Annotated in this window: 13 protein-coding genes; 11 read left to right on the top strand and 2 right to left on the bottom strand. The window is 70.5% G+C overall.

Annotated features, from left to right (window positions below; genetic code table 11):
- Nucleotides 1-407 precede the first annotated feature (407 nt).
- On the top strand, nucleotides 408-1,328 hold the full coding sequence (locus WME83_RS41560; protein WP_437315248.1) for a transposase: 921 nt from the start codon (nucleotides 408-410) through the stop codon (nucleotides 1,326-1,328).
- A gap of 224 nt (nucleotides 1,329-1,552) precedes the next feature.
- Here WME83_RS41560 and WME83_RS41555 read toward each other — a convergent pair whose 3' ends face one another.
- Nucleotides 1,553-3,046 carry a hypothetical protein gene (locus tag WME83_RS41555; protein ID WP_437315247.1) on the bottom strand — a complete coding sequence of 498 codons (1,494 nt, stop codon included), beginning with the start codon at nucleotides 3,044-3,046 and terminating at the stop codon, nucleotides 1,553-1,555.
- 343 nt (nucleotides 3,047-3,389) lie between these two features.
- Nucleotides 3,390-4,283, bottom strand: coding sequence for an SDR family oxidoreductase (locus WME83_RS41550; protein WP_437315246.1), 894 nt, complete (start codon nucleotides 4,281-4,283; stop codon nucleotides 3,390-3,392).
- A 90-nt stretch (nucleotides 4,284-4,373) separates the two neighbouring features.
- On the opposite strand from WME83_RS41550, the gene WME83_RS41545 reads away from it, so the two are divergent.
- From WME83_RS41545 to WME83_RS41500, 10 genes are all read left to right on the top strand, one after another.
- Complete coding sequence (locus tag WME83_RS41545; RefSeq protein ID WP_437315245.1) at nucleotides 4,374-5,294, top strand: LysR substrate-binding domain-containing protein; 921 nt, start codon at nucleotides 4,374-4,376, stop codon at nucleotides 5,292-5,294.
- 338 nt (nucleotides 5,295-5,632) lie between these two features.
- Nucleotides 5,633-6,343: a hypothetical protein gene (locus WME83_RS41540; protein WP_437315244.1), complete on the top strand. Its 711-nt coding sequence runs from the start codon at nucleotides 5,633-5,635 to the stop codon at nucleotides 6,341-6,343.
- Nucleotides 6,344-6,671: 328 nt separating this feature from the next.
- The gene (locus tag WME83_RS41535; RefSeq protein WP_437315243.1) at nucleotides 6,672-7,823 is read left to right on the top strand and encodes a PAS domain-containing protein; all 1,152 of its coding nucleotides are present in this window, start codon (nucleotides 6,672-6,674) and stop codon (nucleotides 7,821-7,823) included.
- A gap of 404 nt (nucleotides 7,824-8,227) precedes the next feature.
- Complete coding sequence (locus WME83_RS41530; protein WP_437315242.1) at nucleotides 8,228-8,938, top strand: hypothetical protein; 711 nt, start codon at nucleotides 8,228-8,230, stop codon at nucleotides 8,936-8,938.
- Between the two features lie 19 nt (nucleotides 8,939-8,957).
- The gene (locus WME83_RS41525) at nucleotides 8,958-9,467 is read left to right on the top strand and encodes an RNA polymerase sigma factor (RefSeq protein WP_437315241.1); all 510 of its coding nucleotides are present in this window, start codon (nucleotides 8,958-8,960) and stop codon (nucleotides 9,465-9,467) included.
- Entirely contained in the window at nucleotides 9,464-10,231 is a 768-nt protein-coding gene (locus WME83_RS41520; protein WP_437315240.1) for a DUF4384 domain-containing protein, read from the top strand. The genes WME83_RS41525 and WME83_RS41520 overlap by 4 nt, the downstream gene beginning before the upstream one ends.
- A complete protein-coding gene (locus WME83_RS41515) occupies nucleotides 10,228-11,814 on the top strand; it encodes a caspase family protein (protein ID WP_437315239.1) in 1,587 nt (528 codons plus the stop codon). The genes WME83_RS41520 and WME83_RS41515 overlap by 4 nt, the downstream gene beginning before the upstream one ends.
- A 200-nt stretch (nucleotides 11,815-12,014) precedes the next feature.
- A complete protein-coding gene (locus WME83_RS41510; RefSeq protein ID WP_437315238.1) occupies nucleotides 12,015-12,314 on the top strand; it encodes a hypothetical protein in 300 nt (99 codons plus the stop codon).
- A 32-nt stretch (nucleotides 12,315-12,346) separates the two neighbouring features.
- Nucleotides 12,347-13,075: a phytanoyl-CoA dioxygenase family protein gene (locus tag WME83_RS41505; protein WP_437315237.1), complete on the top strand. Its 729-nt coding sequence runs from the start codon at nucleotides 12,347-12,349 to the stop codon at nucleotides 13,073-13,075.
- A 364-nt stretch (nucleotides 13,076-13,439) separates the two neighbouring features.
- Nucleotides 13,440-14,681, top strand: coding sequence for a pectinesterase family protein (locus WME83_RS41500; protein ID WP_437315236.1), 1,242 nt, complete (start codon nucleotides 13,440-13,442; stop codon nucleotides 14,679-14,681).
- Nucleotides 14,682-14,711: the final 30 nt, after the last annotated feature.

Below are 14,711 nucleotides of genomic sequence, written 5' to 3'. Positions count from 1 at the left end.
ACCCAGGTTGGCGACCCGACCCAGGTTGGCGACCCGACCCAGGTTGGCGACCCGACCCAGGTTGGGGGGGGGCGACTCGACCCAGGTTGGGGCGACCCGACCCAGGTTGGGAGCGGCGGGGGCGACCCGACCCAGGTTGGGAGCGGCGACCCGACCCAGGTTGGGGCGACCCGGGGCGACCGACCCAGGTTGCACCGAGGTTGGGGCCCCTCCGCGTTGCGAAGCAACCTGGGTCAGGGTAGCGGGGGTAGCATCGGTTGGCAGTACCCCCCTGCTACCCAGCTCGGGATAGCAGGGGAGCCGTCCACCAGGGCCGACCGCCTGGCGGCCGCCACCCATGGCGTGCGCCAAGTCCTTGAAAAGATTCGCGGCGACCCCCGGCACGGAGCTTGTTGTGTGTCCTGGCCATGAGCCAGCCCCGCGAGATCATTCCCGGCGCCACCTACATGATCACCCGCCGCGTCCTGCGCCGACACCTTCTCTTACGTCCCGACACGGCCATCACCCAGCTTCTGGTCTACACCCTCGCCGTATCAGCGCGCCGCTTCGGCGTCGAGGTGCACGCGCTCTGCGCGATGTCAACGCACCTGCACATCATCGTGACCGACACGAAGGGCGTACTGCCGCGGTTCCTGCAATTCTTCCATCGTATCGTCGCGCTCGGCACAAAAGTGCTCCGCACGTGGGAAGGGCCGGTTTGGGACCACGAAGCGACGAGCGTAGTACAATTGCTGACGCGCGCAGCACTGGTGGAGAAGATCGCCTACGTCCTCGCGAATCCCGTGGCAGCTGGCCTCGTTCGGCATGCGCGTGAGTGGCCGGGCGCCAAGGTGGATGTGCGTGAGCTCGGTCGTGGCGTGCTGCGCGCAGCGCGTCCTTCTGTGTATCTGGATCCGGAGAACCCGCAGTGGCCCGCGGAGATGACCCTCCCGATCGCGTTGCCGCCGCTCATTGAGCAGGACAGCGCGGAGGGCTTTCGTCAACAGGTCGCCGCCGAGCTCGAGCGACAAGAAGCACAGGCACATGCGGAGATTCAGCGACAAGGCCATCGTTTCCTTGGCGCCGAGCAAGCCAGCGAAGTCTCCCCGTACGAACGCGCCACGAGCTTTGAGGCGCTGCGGGATCGTAATCCGACCTTTGCGGTCGGTCGGGGGCAGGAGGACGCATGGCGAATCGCTTCCGCCGCTGTGCGGACGTTTCGCGCGTCGTACCGCGCGGCGCTCGAACGGTGGCGCGCCGGCGTGCGCAGCGTCTTATTCCCTGCAGGGACGTGGTGGATGCGCACGTTTCACGGCGCCAGCGTGACGGACGCCGCGCTCGCGGTCTAGATCGAGCGGTGCGCCGCATGATGCTATGGCAAGGAGGGCGAACGTCCGTTCGGAGAGGGGCGGACCGGACAGCAGAGTATTCGCACGACGTCGCCATCCACGACGTCGGTCAATCTTGACTGGGTAGAAATCAGGGGCTATCCGGGTTCAGCGATCCCAGTCAACCCGGGGCGTGCTTCTGGTTTATCGGGTGGTCTCGGGCCTCACCGGGGTCGAGTCTCGGGTCATCGCTCAACCAGCAGCACCGGGCTGCCCGAGAGGGCGAGCGTTACCTTACCGTCGCGCGCGTCGGCTGATGTCTTCGCGCCGTCCCATGCATGAACATCGAACCCCGATGACGTCACGAGCTCGACGTTCGCCGACGCATCCTCCGTGTTGCTCGGCGTCACGGCCCAGAGCGCGATGCGGCGTTTGCCCCCCTTCTCGAACACCACACCTCGCGCGTCCCGTGGCAGCGCGAGCTCCTTCGTCGCGCCGTCATCATAGGACGCGCCGAAGAGCACATCGTTCAGCGTCGTGTACGCTCTGCCGAGGTCGGTCTTGGTCGCCTGGTCCACGCTCGTGAGCGCGCCGACGTCGTTGTAGAGCCCCATGTGCCCAAACACATCGTTGCCCCCCTCCTCGCCGTTGGACAGGATGAACCAGTCGACGCCGCCAATGCCGTGTGCCTGCGCCAACGTCATCACCTTGATGAGGTAATTGCGCGCATACTCCGGGCTCCCCACCTCCGGGTACTCCGGCGTGGGCGCGAGCGGCGCGCCGCTCTCCGAGACGTTCCACCCCTCCACCTGCACGCCGGCGTCGGCAAGCGCCGCGGCGAAAGCGTCCTTCGATGCGAGGAGGTCGTCGACGGACGCGTCCGAGCTCTTCGGGCTGAAGATCGGGTAATAGTGGAAGTCGACGACGTCGATATAGGCGCCGCCCTTCTCCGGGTAACTCGGTGTGACCGCCCCGCCCTCGGGATTGTCGGTGTAGCGCAGGATGGCCGAGAGGAACGCCGCGGATCCGATGCCCCCTGTCGCGATCAGCGCGCTCGGATCCGCCTTGCGCGCGGCCTCCTTCGTGACGCGCAACATTCTTATATAATCAAATATCGATCCGTTGAACCGGGGGAGATCGGCGGCCTTCGGCGGCTCGGTGGCCCACGTCTGGGTGACGTGCCAGTCGGCCACCCAATCGGGCTCGTTCCACACGTGCCACACACGGATCCAGGTCTTGTAGGTGTCCACCGTCCGATACACGTAGGAGGCCCACGCGTTGTTCGGGTTCACCGTTCCGTCGGCCGCGAAGATTGGCTCGTAAAGGCTCTTCGGGATATAGTGCTCGTTCTGCCAGTCGGCCACGCCGGGCGGCGCCGTCGTCAGCTCAACCGACTCGGAGCCAATGAGAAACCCGATGTGGTCGGCCATGCCCAGGGTCGCATACGACTGGATATCGCCGAGCTCGATATCGTATCCCCACGTCTCGAGGTGCGCCGCTGGGAGCTTGACGCGGAGGCTGCGGACGCCTGCTCGCGCCGCGAGCGTCCCTTCCTTGTCGTCGCCCCAGGCCGCATTGCGGTGACCGAGGTTGACTCCGTAGCGAAATGCGTGAGGTAGCCCACTGCTTTCTCCACCGCCGCTTCCCCCGGAGCCTGCATCGCTGCTGCTCGGCGACTCGTCCCCCGAACCACACGCAACGACGGCTGAAGCGTACAGCAGAACGGACCATCGACGCATGAACACGCCTCCTCCCGGCTGATGCCGGGAGGTCAGCGTAAGCGATCCGGCGCAAACACGGCTGTCCTGTCTCCGGCCGGGGCGCCGACCCGACCCAGGTCGAGGATCCCCGCCGGGGCGCCGACCCGACCCAGGTTGAGGATCCCCGCCGACCCGACCCGGGTTGGGCGCTCGACCCAGGTTGAGGATCCCCCAGGTTGACCCGGCCCAGGTTGGGCGCTTGCCGACCCAGGTTGGGGATCCCACCGGCCCAGGTTGAGGATCGCACACCGACCCAGGTTGAGGATCGCAGCGCAGCGACCCGACCGAGGTTGAGGATCCCCACGCAAGGTCGGCGGCGATCTCAGGGCCCGACCGGCGTGAGCAGGGCGGCCTTGTGGCGGGCGAGGAAGCTCCGCACGTCCTCGGCGGGCCTTCCGGTGAGCTCCTCCACCGCGTTCGTTGCCACATCCAGCGTGCCGCGCGCGATCGCCTCGTCGAAGGAGGCGAGCAGGGTGGCTGCCTTGGCGGGCACGCCGGCCTGCTGCATGCCCTGCTCCAGCGCCTCGCGCGGGACGCGGACGTAGGCGATCGGCTTGCCCGTGAGCTCCGAGGCGATGCGGGCGATCTCGCCCTGAGAGACGGCGGTCGGGCCGGTGATGTCGAGCACGCGCTTGCCGTCGAAATCGGCCGACAGCGCCGCGGCCGCAGCGCGGGCGCAGTCCTCGCGCGTGACGTAGCCGGCCTTGCCGTCGCTGGCCGCGGCGACGAGCTGGCCCGTCGAGAGCGCGCGCCGCAGCGAGGCCACGAGGAAGTCGGCGTAGAGGTTGTTGCGCAGGACGGTGGCGCCGAGCCCGCTCTCCGCGAGCGCGTCCTCGGTGGCCTGGTGGTCGGGCGCGATCGTGATCGGCGAGCCCGGCCCGGGGTTGGTCAACGACGTGTAGACCACGTGCCGCACGCCCGCCTTCACCGCGGCCTGGATCGCGGCCCGGTGCTGCGCGATGCGCCGGCCAGGTTGATCCAGCGCGTCGGTGCTGATGAGCAGCAGCCGCGCCGCGCCGGCGAACGCCTCCGCGAGCGAGGCGGGAGCGTCGAAGTCGGCGCGCCGCACCTCGACGCCGCGGGCGCGGAGCTCGCCAAGCGTCTCCGGGTGTCGGGTCGTGGCGATGAGGGGACCCGCGCCCTGCGCGAGCAGGAGATCGACGACGCGCCGCCCGAGCTGGCCGCCGGCGCCGGTAACGAGGAGAGGCTGAGACACGGTGAGGGCTCCTTGTTGACGAGGTTGAGCGGATGTTGGGTCTGTCTCGGATCTGGTTCAACGAGCAAATGTTGGTTAGTGTGTTCCGAAATGGGAACAATGGACCTGAACCACCTCTCTGTCTTCGCGGCGGTCGCCGAGACGGCGAGCTTTACGGCGGCGGCGCGCCGGCTGGGTGTGCCCAAGTCGACGGTCAGCCGGGGCATCGCGTCGCTGGAGGCGTCGCTCGGCGTGCGCCTCCTGCAGCGGACGACGCGCAGCGTGGCGCTCACGACGGCGGGGCAGTCGCTCATCGATCGGCTCGGCTCGCGGCTCAAGGCGCTGACGGAGGCGATCGACGGGCTCCCGGAGATCGCGGACGAGCCGTCGGGCTTGCTGCGCCTCACCGCGACGGCGGACTTTGGGACCGAGGTGCTGGCGGAGATCCTCGCCGGCTTCTGCCGTCGCTACCCGCGCATCGCGGTGGAGATGCACCTGTCGAGCCGGCCCGTGGATCTGGTGAAGGAGGGGTACGACGCTGCGTTTCGGTTCCTCGTGAAGAAGCCTCGGGACTCGACGCTGGTTGCGCGCAAGATGGGCGATCTGGACATGCAGCTCTATGCCTCGCCTGCCTACCTGGCCGCGCGGGGGACGCCGCGGACGCTGGACGATCTCGCGGAGCACGACTGCGTCGCGCTCGCGGGGACGAGCCCGTTTGGGCGCGACGAGGCGTCGCGCGCCCGTGCGCGGCTCCGGGTCCGGCTGCTCGCGGACGACGGGTTCTTCGTGCGCGAGGCGGTGCGCCATGGCGCCGGGATCGGCCTGCTCCCCGCGTTCCTGGCGCAGCAGGACGTGCTCAACGGAGCGCTCGTCCGCGTGCTCCCGCGCTGGGCGATGCCGGTGGGCGGCGTGTTCCTGGTGTTCCCGAGCGGCCGGCACCTGCCGAAGAAGACCGCCGCCCTGCGGGATCATGTGGTGGAGGCGCTGCGCGTACGGCTGAAGGCACGTGGAGGGCGCGCGGGCGAGGGCTAGCGCGACCCGACCCGGGTCGCGACCCGACCCGGGTTGAGCTCAACCCGACCCGGGTTGAGCGACCCTCGCGCGACCCGACCCGGGTTGAGCCCAACCCGACCCGGGTTGAGCGACCCTCGCGACCCGACCCGGGTTGGGCGACCTGCGCGCCGCTGGCACAATCTGGCTGAGCCAGGTTGAGCCATGATGGCCGCAGGCCCGCAGAAGGGAACGCGATCCCCCGCAATTCCAGGTTGGTTCGCGAATTGCTCTTACCAGTGGCCGTACTCGGAACCGCGGCAGACCGCGGCACACGCGACCGGTGGTCCCGAGCGGTAGCTTGTTAGGAGGATAGAAGAATGATGAAGACGTTCAGGGGGTTTGGGGCGCTCGCGTTGGCCGGCATGGCGCTCGTGGCCGGGCTCGGCGGTTGCACCGCGCAGGCTGGCAATGACGACGACGCGTTCGGCTCGATCAGCTTGCCGCTCGCGGCGGAGGCGCCGTCCGGAGCGCAGTATCGGCTGCGCAATGCCACGTTCGAGATCCGGAGCGGCTACTACTATTACTACGACGAGAACGTGGGCGTGGGCGTCGTCACCAGCGGCGGCGGTGCCTCGTATCCCGGCAACCTTGTCCTGACCGTCAATAGCGAGGACGAAGATCCCGACGCGAGCTCCATCCTCGTCGATATCGAGCAGGGCGGGTACAACGTCACCCTGCTTCCGGGCTGGAGCTTCGAGAAGGTCGAAGGCGGGACCGCAACGGAGGTGGAGGCCACGCTGCTGTCGAGCCAGACGGTCTACACCTACGTCTCGCCGCAGTCGACGACCTGGGCTCAGTATCAGTTCGGCATCGGGGACCGCGCGCTGTGGCTCAACGGCAAGCTGAACATCAACATCGACGTCTACGAAGACCCGAGCGAATACTACTACGGCCAAGGGGGCGCCGGCGGCGCCGGTGGCTTTGAGACCTCGACCGTCGGCGTGGGCGGCTCCTGGCCGGGGACCTCGGGCGCGGGTGGCGCGGGTGGCGACGCTGGCTATGCCGAGGTCGGCGGCGGCTCGCCGTAACGCGACGGCTCCCGCCGCGGCAGCGGCGATCGACGCTGGCCTCGAACGCGCAGCGACGCCGCTGGCCGCCCTCGGGAGCTCTGCCCCTCCCACGCTCGTCCCTGGCTCCGAAACCCCGTAGGCGCGAGGCGCCGCTGCTCGGCCCGCGGAGCCGGGTCCCCGCGGCGCCGCGCCCCGCGCACGTTGTCGGACGAGCGGGGGCGCCGTGCCGAGAAGTGGTCTCCACGCCCGCGCAGCCCTCCATCGGGGCTTGATCTGCCAACGGTGCCCAGGGTTACGCTGGCGCGCAGCCGAAGCCGCCGGCGCCCGGCGGACGGCGCTCCTGACGATGACGGAACACGTGCACACGCTCGCCCGATCGCCGCTCGCGGTGGTCGAGTACGGCCTGGATCTCGCGATCACCGAATGGAACGAGAGCGCCGCGCGGCTGCTCGGCGTCCCGAGGCAGGAAGCCGTCGGCCGGTCCATCGCCGAGCTGCTCCCCACGCCCGAGGACGAGGGCGTATGGCAGCGCCTGCTCGACGAGGACAGCGGGGAGCGGCGCCTGCGCCACACCCGGAGCGACGGCGGCCACGTGGCGTGCGCGTGGGCTCACCACCGCGTGCTCGATCCCCGCGGAGCATCGGCCGGCGTGCTGTGCATCGGCCGCGACGTGACCTCCGAGGTCGAGGCGTCCCGGCGAATGGTCGAGCAGCAGGCGATCCTCCGCGCCCTCGTCGACAACCTCAAGATCATCGTTTGGGCCTCCGATGCCCGCGGCGTGTTCACCTACCTGGACGGCAAGGGCCTCTCGGGGACGGGCGTGAAGCCAGGCCAGTTCGTCGGGCGGAGCGTCTTCGACGTCTACAAGGAGCACGAGACCGCGGGGCTGCGCCGCGCCCTGCGCGGGGAGCCGCTCCACATCATCTCGGAAGCCAACGGCAAGCCCCTCGAGAACTGGTTCGTCCCGATCGAGGACGAGCGCGGCGAGGTGGACGCCGTGGTCGGCATCACCCTCGATCTCACCGAGTCGCGGCGCGCGGAGCTGGAGCTCCGCGAGCGGCTCGCGCTCATCGAGCGGCAGCAGCAGGTCATCCGCCAGCTCTCGACCCCCATCCTCCAGGTCTGGAACGGCGTGCTGGCGCTCCCGATGATCGGCGTGGTCGACAGCGCGAGGACCGCGGAGGTGATGGACAGCCTCCTCCAGGCCGTCGTGCGCACCCAGGCCCGCTTCGCGCTCCTCGACCTGACCGGGGTCGAGGCGGTCGACACAAAGACCGCGAGCTACCTCGTCGATCTCGTCCGCGCGATCCGGCTCCTCGGCGCCGAGGGGATCATCACCGGGATCCGGCCGAGCGTCGCCCAGACGGTCGTCTCGCTCGGGCTCGACCTCGCCGAGATCACGACGCTGTCCGACCTCCAGGCGGGCCTCAAGCACTGCATCGGGCGCATGGTGGGCGAGGAGCGAGCGCGCGGCGGGAGGCCGCTCCGCGAGCGGTGAGCGGCCCCGCCGCGGAGGGCGCGCTCGACGCCGGCCCTCCGCGAGCGGGCTGCGCACGCCGCTCACCGCCGCAGCGCCGAGGACGCGCGCATCGCGACCCCCTCCGGAGCACACGGCGCTGGGCTGCAAAAATGTAGCGACAACAAAAGGGCAAGAATCGACATCGATCCGTGCCCGAACCGGGCCCCCTGCGGTCTACCCAGGTTGAAGGGGCCAGCGACACCCGGCTCCCTCCCGGGCGCCGCGCCGTGGGACGGCAGGCGCCTCGCCGTCCGTCCACGAGAGCTCCGGCGACGACGACCGCCCCACGGCGGCGACGGCAGCGTTGCGCGCATCGCCCTCTCGCGGACGGCTGGCCCGCGCGTTCACCATCGCTCGTTGTCCTTTTACCAAGGAGAAGTGTCATGCAGCTTCGTTCGATCCTCTCGTTTGCTCTTCCGCTCCTGCTCGCCGCGTGCGGCGACGCACAGGTGGGCTCCGATTATCCCGGCGAGGCGCTCCTGACGCTCGAGGGCACGATCGTCAATGAGCTCGGCGTCGCGCCGGCGGGGCCGGTCGAGGCCGTGCTGGTCTGGAACGCCGACGACACGGACTCCGGCAGCCGGATCATCCCCGTCCGGGCGTCGGCGACTGGAAGCTTTCCCGCGAGCTTCACGCTGTCGATCCATGCGCCCCCGCCGGAGAGAGCGCTCAACGATTTCAGCGAGTTCATCTTCGAGAACACGAGGGTCGGCATCGCCACCGTCGAAGCGGCGCTCGACGAGGCCTCCGCCGGGGAGCGCACCTCGCTCGGCGTCGATGAGAACCATGTGATCGTGTACGTCGAGGGTGACATGGCCGAAGGTGGCTTGTGGTCGAATTTCTTCGGCGGGCGGCTCGCCCCCGGATACCACGTCATGGAGGTGTGGCCCCGCGAGCCCGGAGGCGCGGTGGACGCGGAGCTGCAAGCGGCCTTCGACGCCTGCGACGCCGTGGCGACGACGGAGGCGGAGCACAACGCCTGCATCGGTTATGACGGGAAGCTCAAGGCCCGCCCCTCCGCGGAGGGGGCGGACGCGACGCTCACCGTCCGGATGGCCCCGTCGGAAGATTTGGAGTATCCGGACTGGCACTGATCGTGGTACACGCCCGGACGTGGACGATCGTGTGGCGCTGGTGTCGCTGATCGAGGCGGCCTACCGGCAGCACGGGCACCTCGTGCTGCGCCGGGCGCGGCGGCTCCTCGGGAGCGAGCAGGAGGCGCGGGAGATCCTCCAGGATGTCTTCGCCTCCCTGCTCGGCGAGCCCGGGCAGCTCGACGGCAAGGGCCCGATGGTGGGCTGGCTCTACGGCGCCACCACGCACGCCTGCCTCAACCGCATCCGCGACCGCAAGAACCGGCTGCGGCTCCTCGATACCCACGTTGCCCCCCTGCAGCAGGAGAGCGTGGCGGCGTCCGCCGAGCACGCTCTCCTCACGCGGGAGCTCCTCGCGCAGCTCCCGGTCGACCTCGCGCAGGTCGCCGTCCACTACTACTCCGATGAGATGACCCACGAGGAGATCGCGCGCGTGATGGGCTGTTCCCGTCGGCACGTCGGCAATCTGCTGGAGCGGCTCAAGGCCACGCTCTCCGACCGGATGAGAGAAGGGAGTTCGAGTCCATGACGCCAGCGCGACCCGGAGGGTGCCTCTCGGAGCTGAAGCTCGACGAGCTCATGGCGGGCCAGCTCGACGCGGCCGCGGCGCAGGAGGCGAGCGCGCACGTGGCTGGCTGTTCGCGGTGCTCGGCGCGGCTCTCCGAGATGGAGGCGGCGCGCGCCTCGTTCGCGGCGTCGGCGCCGCCCCTGCGGCTCGATCGAGGCGCCACGGCGGGCCGCTCCGTGGCCGAAGCGCGCCCGCGGCGCCGATGGCTGGCGCCCGCGGCGGCGAGCGCGCTCGCCGCCGCGGCGGCGGTGCTCCTCTTCTTCCGCTTCAACGCGGCGCCGCGGGGAGCAGACGTGGAGATCCCCAAAGAGCGCATCAAGGGAGGAGAGCGACTCGGCTTCTACGTGAAGCGCGGTGAGCAGGTCCTGCCCGGCGGCGCGGGAGAGCGGCTCCTGCCCGGCGACGCGCTCCAGTTCACGACCACGAGCGCCGAGGCGCGGTACCTCGCGATCCTGAGCGTCGACGGGGCGTCGCAGGTGAGCGTGTATTACCCGAGCGGCCCGCTCGCCGCGCGGATCGAGCCTGGCCGGGAAGCGCCCCTGCCGCAGAGCACCGTGCTCGACGGCACGCTCGGCACCGAGCGGATTTACGGGGTGTTCTGCGCCGAGGCGATCGCGGTCGAGCCGCTCCGGGCCGCGCTCGCGGCGAACCCCGACGCGCTCTCGGTCCCGCCGGGCTGCGACGTCGACATGCTCACGGCGGAGAAGGTCGCGGGATCGCCGTGAGCCTCGGTCGCCTCGCGGCGCTCGCCGCCGCAGCGTGTGGTCTCACCGCCGCCTGGGCGGTCCCCGCCGAGGCCCGTATCGAGCGCTTCGCGGTGCTCATCGGCAACAACGCCGGGGAGAAGGGCGAGGTGGAGCTCCGCTACGCGGAGGACGACGCGGCGAAGATGTACGATGTCCTCAAGGACCTCGGCGCCTTCCCCCCGGCGAACCTGGTGCTCCTGCGGAGCGAGCGCGCGGACACCGCGAGGCGCACGCTCATCGCGATGAACGACCGCGTCCGCGCGGCCGTGTCGAGCCCGGACACCGAGGTCCTCTACCTCGTCTACTACTCCGGACACGCCGACGCGAACGCCCTTCACCTCGGGCCGACGCGGCTCTCGCTGACCGAGTTCGAGCAGCTCGTCCGCGGCTCGGCGGCCTCGGCGCGGCTCCTGATCGTCGACTCGTGCCGCTCGGGGGCGCTGACGCGCGTCAAGGGCGGCACGAGCGCGCCCCCGTTCGTCATCAAGCTGGACCAGCGGCTCGCCGGGCAAGGGATGGTGACCCTCACGTCGAGCTCCGGAAACGAGGACGCCCAGGAGTCCGATGAGCTCAAGGGGTCGTTCTTCACCCACGCGCTCGTCTCGGGGCTGCTCGGGACGGCCGACGCGGATCGCGACGGGGCCGTCTCCCTGGAGGAGGCGTACCGCCACGCGTACGAGAGCACCCTGCGCGCCACGAGCCGCACGTGGGCCGGCGCGCAACACCCCACCTTCCATTACGACCTCCGCGGTCAAGGCAAGCTCATCCTGACCGAGCTGCCGGTGCATGCGTCGCTCCGGGGCGTGCTCCGGTTCCCGCGCGGCAGGTCGTACCTCGTGATGCGAGACGCCAGCGAGGGCCCGGTGGCGGCGGAGGTCGGGGCGAACGACGCGACGCGGACGATCAGCCTCCGGCCTGGCCGTTACTTCGTGCGAGGTCGAGGCCCCGATTTCCTCCTCGAAGGGGGCATCGAGGCCGAGGCCGGGCAAACGATCGACGTGGGCGACGAGCGGCTGAGCCGCGTCATGTTCGCCCGGCTCGTGCGCAAGGGCGGCGGGGTCCGCGAGGCCGCGCACGGGCCCGTGGCCGGCTATCAGCTCAGAACGCCCCTCGTCGCGGGGGACTCGCTCTGTCACGGCGGGTTCGTCGGCTACCGGATCGAGCTCCAGCAACTCGGCATCGCGCCCCATCTCAGCGCGTGCCGCAGCGGATTCCAGAACGAGGGCCTCACGGCGCGCAACGACGAGCTCGGCCTGGACGTGCGCCTGTCCCACGCATGGGACCTCCCCGTGATCACCGTCGGCGTCGGCGTGGATCTCGGCCTCGCCGTCATGAGGCAGCAGTTCGAGACGCGCGGGGACGCCCCCGACCGCCACGGCCTCGCCGGCGCGTTCGGCGCTGGCGCCGGCGTCACCGTCGACCTCGTCCGAGGGCTTTACCTCCACCTCGAAGGGGGAGCACAGACGTACGTCCTCAAGCAGCGACGCGCGGGCAGCGGGGAGGCCGAGGTGGCCCCTGCCTTGGCCGCCCGGCTCCGGGCGGGCATCGGCGTGAGCCTCTGACGTGCGTTGACAGCGGCCTCGGTCCGGCGAATACTGCGCCTATCGGGCTGCTCCGAGCCCGGCTCCTCGCCTGCCGCCGGCACGGCTCGCGCGAGGTGCGAAGAGGGCGCTGCCCTTCGGGGTCCTGGCTCGTGATGCTGCCGTTTCCGTCGGTGCCGGCCGACAAGGATCGATCTCGGCAGATCACCTGGACAGGCCCGATGGGGAACCGTCACCACCACAAGAAGCTGCGCGCGGACGTTCGGGCCAGGATGGCCAGGACCGGCGAGAGCTACCAGAGGGCCCTCGCGCGGATCCTCGACGAGCGCTCGTCGCCGGCGCCCGCGCGCGGCGTCGATCTCGTGCCGATCGCGTACTTCGGCGCGCCGGCCGCGCTCGCGACGTTCGAGATCGCGGGGCGGCTCGCGTGTCTCGTCGTATCGAGCCCTCATCGCCCGCGGCCGTTTCCCCACGATCCCCTCGTCGCGCTGGCGATGCGTGGGCCTCGGACCGTCCATTGAGTGATCTTCGCGGGATCCACTGCCGCGAGGTCATGATGAGCACTTCGACCATCGATCGGGTGGCCGCCTTCCGCGCGCACGGCTTCTTCGTCGCGCCCGCCTTTCTCAACACGGCAACACGCGCCGATCTCCGTCGCGCGTGCGACGTCGCGCTCTCGCACGCTCGAGCGCTCTCCCGGGAGACGGGTCACTCGACCCCGAGGATCTCGCTCCTCACCGACGGCATCGTCTGCTTTCAGGACGACCCGCGCGCGCTGGAGCTCATCGCCGCGTTCGTCGGCTCCCCGCGCGTGTGCGAGCTGCTCTCCGGTCTCGCGCGTCCGCAGGAGGGAGACACGCCGCGCCTGAAGGACGCCCACTACTACCACGAGCAGACCAGGCATGACTGGGACGGGGACTGGCATCGAGACAGCCAGTTCGGCCAGCCCGATCCGGAGATCGAGCGCGCAGTCGTCGCGACGACGACCTCGGTGCACTTCCGGGTGGCGCTCGAAGACGACGACCGGCTCGAGATCGTCCCTGGGTCCCACGCCCGCTGGGACACCCCGGAAGAGCTCCGGATCCGCCGAGGCGCCGGGCGGGCCACGCCAGACATGCCGAACGCCGTGCGCGTCGCCCTGCGCGCCGGGGATGCGTGCGTCTTTCACGCGTGGTCGATTCACCGCGCGACCTACCTCCTCGAGCCTCCGCGCCGCACGCTCGACGCCCTCTACGCCTTCGGCCGTCCGACCGTGCGCCGCTGGGCGCCGCCGGGGACATGAGGCGCGCCGCGACTCGCGCCGGCGGCGCTGTCACGCGCAGCTGTCAACTGTGTCAACCCGGAGTGGACACGGCGGGCGGCCCCGCGCGGCGTCGCGCCGCGTGGTGTGTGTCTTGCAGCGCCAGAGATCCTCGCAACCTCGGCAAAGGCAAGGTCGAACGGTGAATATGACCGGCAATTCCCGTCGGATGCTCTCGCTCCCTCTCGTGCTCATCGCGCTCGGCCTCCCCGCGTGCGGCGGCGACGATTCGGGCGGCGGGGGCCCGACAGACGCGTCTTCCTCGGGTGGAGGTCCAGCCACTCCGGACGCCTCCAGCAGCTCGTCCTCCGGCGCTGGCGGCTCGTCGGACGGGGGCGCTGGCCCCGTGAGCAGCTCCACGGGCGACATGACCGGATCGGGCGGCTCCGGCGCAGGCGGCGCTGGCGCGGGCGGCTCCGGCGCGGGCGGCTCCGGCGCGGGCAGCTCCGGCGCGGGCGGCTCCGCGGCAAGCACCGCGACGCGACCGCAGCTCACGAGCGCGCAGGCGGCGAGCCATACCGTCCTGAAGCACCTCGAGAAGGCCGGCGATCTCGCGTCGGGCCTCGTGACCGACCCCTGGGATCCCACCGCGGGCGCGGGCGATGTCGGCGGCTTCACGCCCACGTACAGGGTCGCCGCGAGCGGGGGCTCCCACAGGACGGTGCAGTCCGCGATCGACGCTGCCGTGGCCGCCGGCGGGACGAGCCGCATCTACATCGAGGTCGCGGCCGGCGCTTACCGCGAGGTGGTCTGTGTGCCGGCGTCGGCCCCGCCGATCACGCTGTACAGCAAGAGCTCCGACGCCAGCCGGACGGTCATCGCGTACGACAACTACAACGGCAAGGCCAAGCAGGCGGGCTCCCCCGCGAACCCCTGCAACCCGAACCTGAGCGGGACGACCTACGGGACCAGCGGCAGCGCGACCTTCGCCGCGTACGCCGACGATTTTCGGGCCAAGAACCTCACCATCGCGAACGACACCGACGAGGGCGCCCTGTCCGGCGGCACGCAGGCCGTCGCGCTGATGACGCAGGCCGACCGGCTGATCTTCGAGAACGTGCGCCTGCTCGGCAATCAAGACACGCTCTACGTGAAGACGCCGAACGCAGCGACGGTGTCGCGCGCGTACTTCAAGGGTTGCCACGTGGAGGGCGACGTGGACTTCATCTTCGGCCGCGGCACCTTCGTGCTCGACGGCTGCACGATCAGGTACCTGACCGCGCGCCAAGGCGGCAAGGGCGGGTACATCGTCGCTCCCAGCACGGACGCCCGCAACGACCACGGCATCCTCATCATCGACAGCGAGCTGACCGCCGAAGCCGGCACGCCGGACGGGCTCGTCTACCTCGGCCGGGCCTGGGACGAGGGGCAGAGCGACCTCACGACGTACGCCGCGAACGTGGCCGGCGGCGTCTACCCGAACGGCCACGCGGTCATCCGGAACTCGACCCTCGGCTCCCACATCCGCGCGGAGGCTCCCTGGCACGCCTCGACCGTCGATCGCCCCTACAGCTCCACGGCGGGCACCTACCCCGCGAACCGCTTCTACGAGCACGCCAACGCCGGTCCGGGCAGCGCGGCGCCCTGAGCGGCCGCGCGAGGGCGCGTTTCCTCTATC

Origin of the sequence: Sorangium sp. So ce385, from assembly GCF_051474135.1 — a bacterium.
Lineage (GTDB): Bacteria > Myxococcota_A > Polyangia > Polyangiales > Polyangiaceae > Sorangium > Sorangium cellulosum_D.
The sequence above is the reverse complement of the archived record's forward strand: the minus strand, read 5'-3'. Positions and strand labels throughout refer to the sequence as shown.

Coding starts and splice junctions, on each gene's coding strand:
- WME83_RS41560 (WP_437315248.1), top strand. CDS start 408: ATGAGCCAGCCCCGCGAGATCATTCCCGGCGCCACCTACATGATCACC.
- WME83_RS41555 (WP_437315247.1), bottom strand. CDS start 3,046: ATGCGTCGATGGTCCGTTCTGCTGTACGCTTCAGCCGTCGTTGCGTGT.
- WME83_RS41545 (WP_437315245.1), top strand. CDS start 4,374: ATGGGAACAATGGACCTGAACCACCTCTCTGTCTTCGCGGCGGTCGCC.
- WME83_RS41540 (WP_437315244.1), top strand. CDS start 5,633: ATGATGAAGACGTTCAGGGGGTTTGGGGCGCTCGCGTTGGCCGGCATG.
- WME83_RS41535 (WP_437315243.1), top strand. CDS start 6,672: ATGACGGAACACGTGCACACGCTCGCCCGATCGCCGCTCGCGGTGGTC.
- WME83_RS41530 (WP_437315242.1), top strand. CDS start 8,228: ATGCAGCTTCGTTCGATCCTCTCGTTTGCTCTTCCGCTCCTGCTCGCC.
- WME83_RS41520 (WP_437315240.1), top strand. CDS start 9,464: ATGACGCCAGCGCGACCCGGAGGGTGCCTCTCGGAGCTGAAGCTCGAC.
- WME83_RS41510 (WP_437315238.1), top strand. CDS start 12,015: ATGGGGAACCGTCACCACCACAAGAAGCTGCGCGCGGACGTTCGGGCC.
- WME83_RS41505 (WP_437315237.1), top strand. CDS start 12,347: ATGATGAGCACTTCGACCATCGATCGGGTGGCCGCCTTCCGCGCGCAC.